The organism is Bacillus cereus group sp. N6 (assembly GCF_016483705.1).
Classification (GTDB): Bacteria; Bacillota; Bacilli; order Bacillales; family Bacillaceae_G; genus Bacillus_A; species Bacillus_A wiedmannii.
Genome location: NZ_JAEHBI010000017.1, coordinates 18,889 through 32,188, shown reverse-complemented (window position 1 = coordinate 32,188; position 13,300 = coordinate 18,889). Strand labels below are relative to the sequence as shown.

The following is a 13,300-nucleotide window of genomic DNA, read 5'->3' as shown; positions in this document are numbered from 1 at the left end:
TAGGAGTAGATAAAATGCTTAGAGAAACGAGAAAAAAAGAATTAAAAGAACTTATATTCCTAAAAGCAGTACAACTCTTCCAAGAACACGGGTACGAAAATGTAACGGTTCAAGATATTACTACTGCATGCGGGATTGCAAAAGGAACTTTCTTCAACTACTTTCCGAAAAAAGAAAACATATTATTATTTTTAGGTGATTCTCAAATTGAGCTATGGAATGAAAGTTTAAAAGCATATGAAAATGTGGAACATCCAAAAGAAAGAATCAAACTTGTTCTAGGAAACTTACTAGAACGTTTTACTGGACATGGTGATTTAATGCAGCATGCCGTCTTTGAGATTATTAAGTCTAACTACTTAGTAGAAAATGAAGTAAAAAGCATACAACAACTACAAGAAGGTTTGTCTTCAATTATTGCAGAAGCAAAAGCGACAGGAAAATTAAACAGTAAATGGGATATACATATTATCACCTCTACAATTATGAGTACTTATTTTTATACATTAATGTCCCATTCACTATTACATGCTAATGAAATAAACGCGAAAAATATACTCAATCAACAATTAGATGTTGTTTGGGAGGGTATCAATCAAAAGTGATAGAGGGCTATACTACTAAGCCCTCTTATTGTGATGCCCCCTCCCGCCTTTTCTCCAAAAATGTAATGCTCTCAATCAGAACTTCCGTTATATATATTCTCTTTCCTTGATCATCTTCGTAATTCCTCGTATGAATACGTCCGGTAATTCCAACAAGTGACCCCTTCTTACAATATTCAGTTACATTCTCAGCCGATTTTCTCCAAACGACACAATTAATAAAATCTACTTGTTGCTCACCTAAACTATTTCGAAAACCTCTATTCACCGCAACACATACTCGTGCATAAGCGACACCTTGCTTTGTGTAGTATAATTCTGGTTCCTTTGTCAATCTACCAATTAATACAACTCGATTCATCATATGTTATACCACCTCACATATTTTTCTTCATTGTAAAGAAAAATGTATGAAGGGTAAAAAGCGTAAAATAATATATTTTAAAGTAAAAAATATTATTTTATATGCTGTAAAAGAAAAAAAGAAACCTTACATATATTAAACATGTAAGGTTTCAAAATTTATACTTCACTACAGGAAATGTAATATCCACCGCGAGCCATCTTTATCTCAACACGATACATTACATTTTCTAAGTAAAAAGTAATCGGTTTAACTTTACTCTCAAAATTCAATTGTTCCTGACATTCAACCGCATACCTTTCAATAGCGGAAATAATAACTTCTGATGATGGATACGTTAAAGCATCTTCTAGTTCTATGAAAAAACTTTTAGAAAATAGTTTTTTCATAATCCCTTTCTTCTCTTTCATCATATTCCATCCCCCTTCAATTTGAATTACCAACAACCATATTATACCATTACCGAAATTACCCTGCATTAACAGGCAGTATAAGCCTCACTGATTAAAATTTCACTCTATCTTTGAAAATAAAAAAATCCTGCATTTTTCATGCAGGATTTTTTATTAGTCATTTTTCGTAAAGTAAGAAACGAAACGAAGAATTTCTAAATATAACCAAACTAATGTAAGCATTAGTCCCATCGCAGTGTACCACTCCATATATTTCGGAGCTTGACTACGTACACCATTTTCGATTAAATCGAAATCTAGTAATAAGTTTAATGCAGCAACTACGATAACAACTGCACTAATAATAATACCAATCGTACCGCCTTGGTGAATGTACGGAACAGTTACACCAAACATGTTTAGTAGAAATACGACTAAATACATAACCATAATTCCAAGTGTTGCTGCCATCACGCCTGTACGGAATTTATCCGTTACCTTTACTACACGCGTTGCATATAACACTAACATTGCAAATAGAATTGAGATTGTTAGTAATACAGCATTTAAAACGATAGAATCGCCAAATTTCATTGTATAAACTGCTGAAATACTACCTAATACAACCCCTTCTACCGCCGCATAGATTGGTGCACCAAAAGGTGAAATACGCGGAAAGAACATAGACGCAAATGCGATGATTGCCGCAACGATTAAAGCACCAATTAATACCGGCATCTTCATCGTCCCCTGCATCATCTGTATGTATGAATAGACAGACGTTGCAAGTAGCAAGATAAGCATAATAAACGTTTTGCCTACTGTTCCGCCAATCGTCATCGCAGAAGCGCTTGCTCCCTCTTTACGGAATGCCTCTTTTTTCAACATTGGATTAGATGTTCTCATTTTTTCCCTCCTAAAATAGGTTCTACCAATAGTGTAAAGTTTTTCTCTTTACTTTTCAATATATGCAGCTTGTTTTTATTTTAATCCTTCAACGATGTCTGATAGTTCACTCCATCTTTCCATCGTTTTTTCTAGCTCTTCTTCTGTTTTCTGCTGTGCTTCAGATAATTCTTGTGCCTTTGTGAAGTCAGATCCAACTTTCGCAAGTTCTTCTCCAATTGACTCAATTTTCTCTTCTAGTTCGGCAATTGTATCTTCAATTGTTTCCCATTCACGCTGCTCTTTGTATGAAAGTTTACGTTTACGTTGTTGTTTCGGAGCTTCTTCTACTACTTTTTTCTCTTTTTGAACTTCCGCCTTCTCAATAAGTTCTTTCGTCTTTTCCATTTCTAAAAAGTCCGTATAACTACCTAGGAATTCACGCACTTCGCCTCCGCCACTAAAGATGAACAATTCATCTACTACTTTATCTAAGAAGTAACGGTCATGCGATACAGTTAAAACGACACCTGGGAAATCTTCTAAATAATCTTCCAGTACTGTTAATGTTTGTGTATCTAGATCATTCGTAGGTTCATCAAGTAATAGTACGTTTGGTTCTCCCATTAAAATACGTAATAAATATAAACGTCTTCTTTCACCACCAGATAGTTTACCAAGCGGTGTACCATGTGAGTGCGTCGGGAATAAGAAACGTTCTAGCATTTGAGATGCACCAATTACTTTTCCGTCTGTCGTATGAATAACTTCTGCAATCTCTTTAATGTATTCAATCATACGCTGATTTAAATTCATCTCTTCATTTTCTTGCGTATAATAAGCAACTTTTACAGTTTGTCCTACTTCAACTTCACCACTATCAGGAGCTAACTTGCCTGCAAGCATATTTAATAGAGAAGATTTTCCGCTTCCATTCGCTCCAATGATTCCGATACGATCTCCTGGTTTCACAATATGATTAAAGTTGTGTAATACCGTTTTATCACCGAATTTTTTCGTTACATCTTTTAACTCAAGTACTTTTTTGCCAAGGCGACTCCCGCTAAGCGCAATATCAACTGACTGTTTTGCAGCTGGTCCTTCTTGACCTTTTAACTCATCAAATCGTTGAATACGTGCTTTTTGCTTTGTCGAACGAGCTTTTGCACCGCGGCGGATCCATGCTAGTTCGCGGCGATATAAGTTTTGACGTTTTGATTCTTGCGCAATTTCTTGTTCTTCACGAAGTGCTTTCGCTTCTAAAAATGTACTATAGTTTCCTTCGTAACTATATAGTTTACCATTGTCTAATTCAAAAATGCGGTTTGTCACACGATCTAAGAAATAACGATCATGGGTTACAAGTAATACCGCACCAGTATATCTTGCTAAATATTCTTCCAACCATTCAACTGTCTCATGGTCAAGATGGTTCGTAGGCTCATCCAAAATTAATAAATCAGGTGTTTCAATAAAACATTGCGCCATTGCAATACGCTTTTTTTGTCCACCAGATAGGTTTCCAACAGTTGCTGTAAAATCAGTAATTCCTAATTTCGTTAATAACGATTTTGCATTCGCATTTGCTTCCCATGCACTCATCGCATCCATACGTTGCTGCACTGCAAATAATTGTTCCTGTACTTTTTCATTACTTGGATCTTTTTCGATATTTAATAACGATTGTTCATAATCACGAAGAAGACGAATTAAAGGTGTATCACCATGGAACACTTGTTCTAATACTGTTAGTTTTTCATCAAACTCTGGTTGCTGTGATAAATAACTAATTGTATAACCACGTGAATGCGTCATATCACCTGTATCAGGAGTTTCTAACCCTGCAATAATTTTTAATAATGTCGATTTACCAGTACCGTTTACACCAATGATTCCGACACGTTGTCCTTCTGTAATACTACATGATAATCCATCAAATAACGGTTTTTCTCCGTATGATTTCGATAAGTTTTCCACAGTTAACATTTTCATATTTGTGCATTCCACTCTTTCATAAATTGTTCAATAAACTGTTCCATATAACGATGACGAACTTCAGCCTCTTGTTTTGCTGCGTTCGTGTTCATTAAGTCTTTTAGTTTTAAAAGTTTTTCATAGAAATGATTTAAAGATGGATCGTTATTTTTTCTATATTCATCTTTCGTCATCACTTCACGCGGAGGAATAGTTGGATCATACATTAATCTCCCTTTCGCTCCACCATACGCAAATGTGCGAGCTATTCCAATTGCTCCAAGAGCGTCTAAGCGATCCGCATCTTGAACAAGCTTCCCTTCAAGTGAATCCACTTTACCGCCATGACCACCTTTATAAGACATATTGGCGATGATATGAAGAACATGTTTACTTTCCTCTTCTTCAACATGTAACTCTTCTAACCAATCAGAAACTTTTTTCATTCCTGCTTCTTCACTTTCATTTAACTTCTCATCTGCCACATCGTGAAGTAATGCTGCCATTTCAATTATAAAACGATTTCCCCCTTCTTGCTCGGATAAAGAAATCGCCAGTTTATGTACGCGTTCAATATGATACCAATCATGCCCACTCGCATCTTTTTCTAAAATATGTTTTACAAAAGTAATTGTTTTTTGAATCTTTTCTTGTTTTGTCATTTTATCTTCACCCAGTTACTTATTGTAACACGCCCGCATTTTTTCATCACATATTTTCTTGTCCGCCCATACACTGAGTGGTAAGCATCATCATGGAGGAGGAATAAATATGTTCTATAATAATCAACCGCCTTATCCACAACAACCATTTTACCCTCAGCAACAGGACCAAAGATACACAGAACAATATGAAGAACAAGAGCAACAATATGAACAAAACCCATACGAAACACCGCAAAACCAAGAAGCTAATTATCAACAAAGCTCATACGACACACGTCCTAATTATGAATATCCTCAAAACCCATATGCAGCACCGCAAAATCAAGAACAACAATATCAGCAAAATCCATATGCAACAACGCAAAATCAAGAAACTGAATATCAACAAAATCCATACGACTCACGTCCTAATTATGAATACCCTCAAAATCCATATGTAGCACCACAAAATCAAGAGCAACAATTTCAACCAAATCCATACGCAACTCAGCCGCAACAACAAATGTACCAACCAAACTACAACGCGCGTGTCTCACCGCCTAAACCACCAACAATTGATCCAACACAACCACAAATTTTACCACCAGGACCAACACTCGATATTACACAACCGCAAATCTTACCGCCTGGACCAATTACAGAACCAACACAACAACAAATTCAACAAGTTGTCGGTACACAGTTTTTACCTTTAAAGAAACCTGTACTAGATTTCGTAAAACCTTGGGTAGATTACGGTTTAAATGAAGCAAAACATACATCACACAAACACGCTTTAACAGAAGTTGCTGCGATTATGTTTTTAGTTGGGAAAGGGTTCAACCCGACGATTGCACATTATATTGTGGAATCTTGGGAGAAGAATGAGCAGTTTTAGAGGTTTTTATTCTCACAAAACTATAAAAGTGTCACAAATGCCTATTTCATAAGCATTTGTGACACTTTTTGTTTGTTATGTTAAATGTCATTTCAATACTGAATTACTGCAGTTACCTTTTCCTTCTAGGACCTACAATTAATTTAATCGCCGTTCTTTCTTGATCATTAATAGTAACCTCTTGAAATGCTGGAACAAAGGCCAAATCAATACCACTTGGAGCAACAAATCCTCTTGCAATTGCAATTGCTTTAATCGCTTGATTTATAGAACCTGCCCCAATCGCTTGAATTTCCACATTGCCACTTGTTCTTAGTACACCAGCTATTGCACCTGCTACTGAATTTGGTTTTGATTTTGAAGATACCTTTAATATATTTTCCATGTAAGTTGCTCCCTCTATTATTTAATCGCTCTTTTGTTACGGTTTAAAATATTTCAACGTATCTTTTATTACTATTCACACCAAAAGCAAACAATGCTACATATGTACATTCATTCGATACTTTTCGTCTTCTTCCTGCCCCACTACGTAAATAAAAGATAATAACCATAAACTCTAATATACAAACACAACAAAATAGACATTCACTTAAACGATCACATCATTACAACTGAGGATAATGGTTTTACTTTCACATGTAAAATATGCGTGCCCGCTTTACTTCAATCTTTCAAGATATTCCACTGATATTTCCACCAAAACATCAACCTTTTCTTCTTCAAAATCGTTACAGCTACTATTCTATTACTATATTTCATCGTATTAGCACTTTATACTCCAAATCTATCACCTTTTATATAAGACAAGCATAAAATACTATGAGTATACACTTCATTCATAATAGGAGGTAATATATTGGGTTCATACTATCATTCTTCAAATTCAAATAAAAAATGTTCATGTAACTCTTCTTCCAGTTCATATAAAAAATGTTCATGCAACTCCTCTTCTAGTTCCTATAAAAAATGTTCATACGACCATTCACATAAAAAAAGCTGTCCAGCATACGGCACTTTTTGGCAAACTGAGTTTATAACTGTTCCTTTTGGAAATCCTTTTCCATTTAATCACGTTGGCCCTATAGCAGGAGGAGTTTCCTTACTAAATCCTACTACTATACAATTTAGTCAAGCTGGTGATTATAGAGTTTCTTTCATTTCAACGATTAACACTACTTCAAATCCTGTATTTCCACATATTCCAGTCATGACTATATTTTTAAATAATAATCCACTTGCTAATAGTCAAGGTGATTTCGCTTTCCAAATGAATACTTCATCAAATAACGAATGTCTTCAACTAGCTGGCGAAACGATTGTTACAGTGACAGCTAATTCCACTCTTCAACTGAAAAATAATAGTGGTTTTAATCGTCAAAGTATTGCAACTTGTGATAATGGTATTAATTCAGTTGAATTAACAGTTATAAAACTAAGTTAATAATCCTCTTCACATTCAGATGCTATTTCAGCATCTTTTTTTATTGAATAATGCTCTTTTGATTCCTATAATCAAACATAAATTCCATTGTACGTTTCTGTTAATCTAATAAACATGAAAAAAGTACCGAACTCTTCTACTACAAAAGTTCGGTACTTTTTATATTAAAAACTTCTCATTCTTTCTTACTTCTCCACATAAACCGACTTAACAATTGTACGATTATACGGTTGTCCTTCTTTATTCGTCCCTTTTATATCCATCGTAACGTTATATACTCCTGGTTGCTTTATGTCCTTCAAAGCACCAGTAAACGTATTGTTATTACCCTTTTGTAATTCATTGTATTCAGAGACTAGTTTCCCTTCTTTATTAACTACTCTTACTGTTATAGAAAGATCCCCTTTCATTTCAGGTGCCACAGGTGATTTTTTCAGTTTATACTCAGATTTATTCACTTTAACTTTTGTAGGCATTTGGAGAACAAATGGTGCACCACTATTGTAATCGCTTACAATTAAAAATGCATCTTTCGACTGCTTCGCCATCATTTTAACTTTCCATTCTCCTACATCCATTTTATCAAATTTAAATGTTCTAATTGTCGCACCACCAAAGAAAGATTCACCTTCACCAGTAGTAATAACGCTATCCTTATTTGTATACATTTTTCCTTTTGGAGACATCATTTGTACTTCTACATCAGAAGACGCTGTTAAGATAGAAACTATTCCTTCAGCTTTTTTATCAACCATAACAGTTTGCTCTATCCATTGATTTTGTGGCAATTCTCCTCCTAAAATGTTTTGATTTGAAGTTGTATTTAGTTGTTCTATATTTTCATTTGAACTAGTGCTGGATGCTACTAAAGCTGGTACAGCTACATTTGATGTACGTAAATATGGTTCAATTCGAGAGAAAACAGCAGATCCTTTTCGTATATTATCATGATCAAATCTGGAATCTGTAAATAAATGCGTTCCATACGGTAACTTAGCACTCCACTCATTTACTAGTCCATCATTTGAACCGTATGATGACAAATAGAACCCGCCCATAGATAGCGCAGAAAATACTGGTCCCCAGCTAGTCCCAGTAGCCGTATAGTAACGGTTTAATTTAGCTGCTGGATTATTATCAATCGTTGAACGAAATTTTGCCATTTCGCCCATTTGTAATGAGTACGTACCATCATCTTTTTGACCTAAAATAGAAGCAAGCCATCCTGCCCACCAACTATATGATAAGTCCGCTAAATTTGAGCCATGATGTGGCGTCGCAAGCGTAATAACATTTCCTACAAATCGATTTGCACCATATCCTACTAATGCAGCCTGTGTATCGATACCGCCTTTACTATGTGCTACAATATTAACTTTTTTACCGAAATGATTATATATTTCTTCTAACTTTTGTGCTAACAATTTTCCGTTGTCCCACTGACTAGCTGACCCTTTCCCAGCAGCATCATATAATTGTATAAATACTGTTTGATAGCCTGCTTTCAAAGCATAGTCATACATATCATTTATATCGTGATACACTGTCTTTCCATACCAACTATCAGCATTCCCATTCCTTCCTTGTACAAAAAGAATTGGAGGCTTATTCTCATCATAATTAGCAGGTTTTTGACCTAAAAACCATTCTCCAGGTGTAAATACTTCTGTATTAGGAAATCCCTTTCCAAGCTCTTTTACAACTTCTGCCCGTACATTCGTGCTAATCATTGGAGCCATAATTAAAAATACAATCAGTAAGGCAACACATCTTCTCATCAATCGCATGTTACTCCCCCCACTTTTTTTGAAAGAAGGTGCTCTTTGTAATATTTTTTTATCTTCTCTCTTAATACTAGATAATCTTTTTACTTAAACAAAATCTTGTCCCTATTTGCAAAAGATTACTAGTACACCTTCTTTCTTAACTCACGTTATTCTCTTTGTTTCTATCTCTTCCTTTTGAGAGAACACTATAAAAAAGTTTCTCAATAATTGTTAACCGTACTAAATCCAAATATCTCTAAATCATTATTGTCTATATAAAGTATACAAATCTTGAAAAAACTTTAGGAAAAAAACACTTTATTACCACCTAGTTATAAAAAAGATTAATGAAGATATGTACTTTTATTTAATTTTATACAAAACAAACGAATAGAGGCTTATACTGTAAGACTTTCCTACCATTAAATTTTAAACTGAAATTTCCGAATAGAAAATAATATTTCGAGAAACATATATTATGATAATTTTCGCAGACTTGAATTAAACTTTTATAAGTACTAACCTATCGGTGAGCAGAAGAAAATTCTGTAAAAAGAAAGGAGAATGCTTTATGATGACCAATTTACAAAAGGAGTTTTTTAAACGACTAAAAATTCCTGCAAAAGAAATAACATTTAATGATTTAGATGAAATTCTCTTGAAAATGGGCTTGATTCTCCCCTATGAAAATCTCGATATTATGGCTGGTACTATTAAAAACATCTCAAAAAATAACTTAGTAGAAAAGTTACTAATTCAAAAACGAGGCGGTCTTTGTTATGAATTAAACTCCTTATTGTATTACTTTTTAATGGATTGTGGGTTTCAAGTATATAAAGTAGCTGGTACTGTTTATGATCTTTACGATAATAAATGGAAACCCGATGATGGTCATGTCATTATCATATTAAATCATAATTATAAAGATTATGTTATAGACGCAGGTTTTGCATCTCATCTACCTCTACATCCCGTCCCTTTTAACGGAGAAGTGATTTCTTCTCAAACGGGAGAATATCGAATTCGCAAACAAACTACCCGAAAAGGTACACACATTTTAGAAATGAGAAAAGGAGCTAACGGGGAATCTACAAATTTCTTGCAATCTGAACCTTCACACGAATGGAAAATAGGCTATGCTTTCACTTTACATCCAATAAATGAGAAAAAAGTGAATAACATTCAAAAAGTGATTGTAGAGCATAAAGAATCGCCTTTTAATAAAGGGGCTATTACTTGTAAATTAACTGATTATGGTCACGTATCATTAACAAATAAAAATTATACAGAAACCTTTAAAGGCACAAAAAATAAACGACCAATAGAATCAAAAGATTATGCTCGCATTCTTCGTGAATCTTTTGGAATAACACAAGAAAAATATGTAGGAAAAACACTAGAAAGAGGATAGTTGACTAGAAGTATTTCATAATAAAGCAGATTCCATATTTAGAATCTGCTTTATTTTATATTTTGTTATAAAGAATTTTTTTGCTGGTATCCTTTAATTTTCAATGATATACTCATCATCATATTTATCATATTGGAGGCCTGATCCTATTTTTGATTCCGTAACTTGATCTCTTAAAAACGGTGCAGCTTCCATTTTGCTAGTTGCAATTTCAATTCCATATTTTTTCGTTAAATGGGCTAATTCTATTAAAAACCACTCTCTTCGCAATGTAACTGGAATATCCAATGTTCTTCTTTTCATATATAATAGCACCTCTTTAATTTCATAACTTAATGAACATTACTACATGCACGTGTGAAAACTACCTTTCATCACTAACATCCAATGAAACATTATAGTATATGCATGTCCATTTTAAACGTGCTATTACAAAACAATATTTTAGTTTACATAATCATATTATGTAAGAGTAGAAGAGAAAGGTATATCCCTTCCCTTCTACTCTAGAAACTTAAATTAAGAACATCTTGGTACACCTAAAGCTAAGAATAAACCTGCTACTCCCGCAGTAATCGGTACTTTTAACGTAATAACATCGTCTACTTTCGTTACTAAAAAGAAAGCATTACCTTCTTGTAATATACAAGTTACCAATAATTGAAATTCCATTTAACCCCCCTCCTTTCAATCGTTATATTACACTTTATGAATTCTATTTAAAAATGTAATAGGAAATATATCCATTTTTTCCTTATATATGAAATAAATGTTTATAAGTCTATTAAAAATACTAATTTTCTAAATCTATATAAATCGTGTAATATCCAATAAGTTCCTATATAATCAATAGTGAAAATCTTACAAATGGCGGTATAAAAATGGCGATTTTGAGTAATATTGGTGCAGCTTTATTTTTTATCGCTTTTATTCTTTTAATACTATGTATCATTTCATTCTTTAAGAAAAATGGAAAAGCAAAACAATATGGTCGTCCTACTGTTATTCTTTTTATGATTTCAATTCTCTTAATAGGAATGGGCACTACAAAATCTGAACACCCAGTCATCGATTTTTTTGCTACTTTAAGTTTAATTTTATTTATTTTTTTCCTTGTTCTAGCAATCTTATCCGTAATTAAAAAGACAGGTGTAGCAAAAAAACAATTTATTATCACTGCTATTTTATTTGTCATTTTTGGTGCGTTATCAAGTATTTCAGCTCCTTCTTCTGAAAAGACGACAGCAACAAATAAACAAGTCGCTTCTAATAATGCAGAGAAAAAAGATGATAAAAAGAAAGAAGCGGACGAGAAAACTCAAAAGCAAGAAGATGAGAAGCGTCTAGCCGATGAACAAGCTCGCAAACAACAAGAAGAGCAAAAACGCCAAGCCGAAGAACAAGCTCGCAAACAACAAGAAGAGCAAAAACGCCAAACCGAAGAGCAAACTCGCAAACAACAAGAAGAGCAAAAACGCCAAGCCGAAGAACAAGCTCGTAAACAACAAGAAGAGCAAAAACGCCAAGCTGATGAACAAGCTCGTAAGCAACAAGAAGAGCAAAAACGCCAAGCTGATGAACAAGCTCGTAAACAACAAGAGGAACAGAAAAAAGCACAGCAAGCTCAAACACAACCTGCCGCAAGTAACAATAGTAATGTAACTTACGCAAATTGTGCCGCAGTTAGAAGTGCTGGGAAAGCTCCTTTATATAGAGACCAACCAGGTTATAGCTCTAAACTTGATGGTGATGGAGTTGCATGTGAAAAATAGTATAAAAAAGAAGCTTCTAGTAAGCTTCTTTTTTTATCAAATAGTATTGCGACTAATTACCTCCTCTCTCTCTTCCATTTATAACACTCCTATTATTCTCAAATCAGACACATAATAAGTGATTTCAATCACCACATTGTTTTTCATTTATCGCTATTCTTAATTTAGATATTACATTTAAACTTTATGGAGGCATTCATATGGAACATACATTTACTGAAACTTCAATTGTTGGTGAGATTGTTACACAATTTCCGAAAGCTAGTGATCTTTTTAAATCTTATAGAATAGATTTTTGTTGTGGTGGTAATAAGCCGCTTATTGATGCAATTCATGAAAGAAATTTACCAGCTTCTGAAGTAATTACAAAGTTAAATACACTTTATCATAATACGAAACGATTAAATGAATCTGAAATTGATTGGAAAAATGCTTCTTATCGTGAATTGATTGATTATGTAATTCATAAGCATCATCGTTATTTAAATGAAGAGTTACCGCAGTTAAGTCCATATGTGACGAAAGTATTACGTGTTCATGGAGTAAATCAGCCTCATTTAGCTCAAATTCATAAGCTATTTCATGAACTTAAAATGGAATTAGAACAGCATTTAATTAAAGAAGAAACGGAAGATTTTCCATTAATTTTAGAATTCGAACAAAATCCAACTGATGAAAACTATGAAAAGTTAAGCAAGGTAGTAGATGAGTTGGAAAATGAACATAGCCACGCCGGAAATATTATAAAAGAACTTCGTAAAGTGACAAATGACTTTACTCCTCCAGAAGGAGCTTGCGGCACTTATCGACTTGTTTATCAACGCCTCGAAGCGCTAGAGTCTGATTTATTTGAGCATATTCATTTAGAAAATAATATTTTATTTCCGCGTGCCATTACAAGAGCGTAAAATGAAACTATAATAAGTGGGGCGGTTTTGTTCATCCTACTCATTATTAGCCCACACTTAACTTCTTTGCTCCAACCGAATTTTGAGATAAAAGTTTTACTCCCGGCAAATAGCTGAATAAATAAGTCACAGGACATGAATAACAATGCTCATGTCCCTCTTTTTCATTGTTTAAAAAATATTGATACTTCTCCACCCTCTCTATCCATATAACTAAATTTCCTATCCGCTTCTCTT

The 13,300-nt window shown here is 33.9% G+C and carries 15 protein-coding genes; 6 read left to right on the top strand and 9 right to left on the bottom strand.

Annotation, left to right across the window (positions count from 1 at the left end):
* Nucleotides 1-14: 14 nt before the first annotated feature.
* Nucleotides 15-605: a TetR/AcrR family transcriptional regulator gene (locus tag JDS99_RS14185; RefSeq protein ID WP_199695241.1), complete on the top strand. Its 591-nt coding sequence runs from the start codon at nt 15-17 to the stop codon at nt 603-605.
* A 25-nt stretch (nt 606-630) separates the two neighbouring features.
* On the opposite strand, the gene JDS99_RS14180 is transcribed toward JDS99_RS14185, so the two are convergent.
* The 5 genes from JDS99_RS14180 to JDS99_RS14160 all read right to left on the bottom strand — a co-directional run bounded on the left by JDS99_RS14180 (nt 631) and on the right by JDS99_RS14160 (nt 4,882).
* The gene (locus JDS99_RS14180) at nt 631-969 is read right to left on the bottom strand and encodes a single-stranded DNA-binding protein (RefSeq protein WP_048540931.1); all 339 of its coding nucleotides are present in this window, start codon (nt 967-969) and stop codon (nt 631-633) included.
* 158 nt (nt 970-1,127) lie between these two features.
* On the bottom strand, nt 1,128-1,382 hold the full coding sequence (locus JDS99_RS14175; RefSeq protein ID WP_000975142.1) for a DUF4318 domain-containing protein: 255 nt from the start codon (nt 1,380-1,382) through the stop codon (nt 1,128-1,130).
* A gap of 153 nt (nt 1,383-1,535) precedes the next feature.
* Nucleotides 1,536-2,267, bottom strand: a complete 732-nt coding sequence (locus tag JDS99_RS14170; protein WP_001260655.1) for a Bax inhibitor-1/YccA family protein — start codon at nt 2,265-2,267, stop codon at nt 1,536-1,538.
* Between the two features lie 75 nt (nt 2,268-2,342).
* Complete coding sequence (locus tag JDS99_RS14165; protein WP_087982620.1) at nt 2,343-4,238, bottom strand: ABC-F family ATP-binding cassette domain-containing protein; 1,896 nt, start codon at nt 4,236-4,238, stop codon at nt 2,343-2,345.
* Nucleotides 4,235-4,882, bottom strand: coding sequence for an HD domain-containing protein (locus JDS99_RS14160; protein ID WP_087982623.1), 648 nt, complete (start codon nt 4,880-4,882; stop codon nt 4,235-4,237). Before JDS99_RS14160 ends, JDS99_RS14165 begins: the two co-directional genes overlap by 4 nt.
* A 109-nt stretch (nt 4,883-4,991) precedes the next feature.
* Between JDS99_RS14160 and JDS99_RS14155 the strand changes: the two genes are divergently transcribed.
* Nucleotides 4,992-5,762 (top strand): hypothetical protein, encoded by a 771-nt coding sequence (locus JDS99_RS14155; protein ID WP_088609104.1) that lies wholly within the window; start codon nt 4,992-4,994, stop codon nt 5,760-5,762.
* A 112-nt stretch (nt 5,763-5,874) separates the two neighbouring features.
* Here JDS99_RS14155 and spoVS read toward each other — a convergent pair whose 3' ends face one another.
* Nucleotides 5,875-6,147, bottom strand: coding sequence for a stage V sporulation protein SpoVS (gene spoVS / locus JDS99_RS14150; protein ID WP_000427790.1), 273 nt, complete (start codon nt 6,145-6,147; stop codon nt 5,875-5,877).
* Between the two features lie 474 nt (nt 6,148-6,621).
* On the opposite strand from spoVS, the gene JDS99_RS14145 reads away from it, so the two are divergent.
* A complete protein-coding gene (locus tag JDS99_RS14145) occupies nt 6,622-7,206 on the top strand; it encodes a preprotein translocase (RefSeq protein ID WP_088063174.1) in 585 nt (194 codons plus the stop codon).
* 185 nt (nt 7,207-7,391) lie between these two features.
* On the opposite strand, the gene JDS99_RS14140 is transcribed toward JDS99_RS14145, so the two are convergent.
* On the bottom strand, nt 7,392-8,993 hold the full coding sequence (locus JDS99_RS14140; protein ID WP_199695240.1) for an esterase/lipase family protein: 1,602 nt from the start codon (nt 8,991-8,993) through the stop codon (nt 7,392-7,394).
* A 550-nt stretch (nt 8,994-9,543) separates the two neighbouring features.
* Here JDS99_RS14140 and JDS99_RS14135 point away from each other — a divergent pair.
* Nucleotides 9,544-10,383: an arylamine N-acetyltransferase family protein gene (locus tag JDS99_RS14135; protein WP_097907125.1), complete on the top strand. Its 840-nt coding sequence runs from the start codon at nt 9,544-9,546 to the stop codon at nt 10,381-10,383.
* A gap of 93 nt (nt 10,384-10,476) precedes the next feature.
* Here the strand turns inward: JDS99_RS14135 and JDS99_RS14130 are convergent, their stop codons facing one another.
* Entirely contained in the window at nt 10,477-10,686 is a 210-nt protein-coding gene (locus JDS99_RS14130; RefSeq protein ID WP_000830261.1) for a hypothetical protein, read from the bottom strand.
* Between the two features lie 216 nt (nt 10,687-10,902).
* On the bottom strand, nt 10,903-11,055 hold the full coding sequence (exsG, locus tag JDS99_RS14125) for an exosporium protein ExsG (RefSeq protein ID WP_000395678.1): 153 nt from the start codon (nt 11,053-11,055) through the stop codon (nt 10,903-10,905).
* A gap of 209 nt (nt 11,056-11,264) precedes the next feature.
* Between exsG and JDS99_RS14120 the strand changes: the two genes are divergently transcribed.
* Both JDS99_RS14120 and ric read left to right on the top strand, forming a co-directional pair.
* The gene (locus JDS99_RS14120) at nt 11,265-12,155 is read left to right on the top strand and encodes an excalibur calcium-binding domain-containing protein (RefSeq protein WP_199695239.1); all 891 of its coding nucleotides are present in this window, start codon (nt 11,265-11,267) and stop codon (nt 12,153-12,155) included.
* Nucleotides 12,156-12,355: 200 nt separating this feature from the next.
* Complete coding sequence (gene ric, locus JDS99_RS14115; protein ID WP_199695238.1) at nt 12,356-13,063, top strand: iron-sulfur cluster repair di-iron protein; 708 nt, start codon at nt 12,356-12,358, stop codon at nt 13,061-13,063.
* Nucleotides 13,064-13,300: the final 237 nt, after the last annotated feature.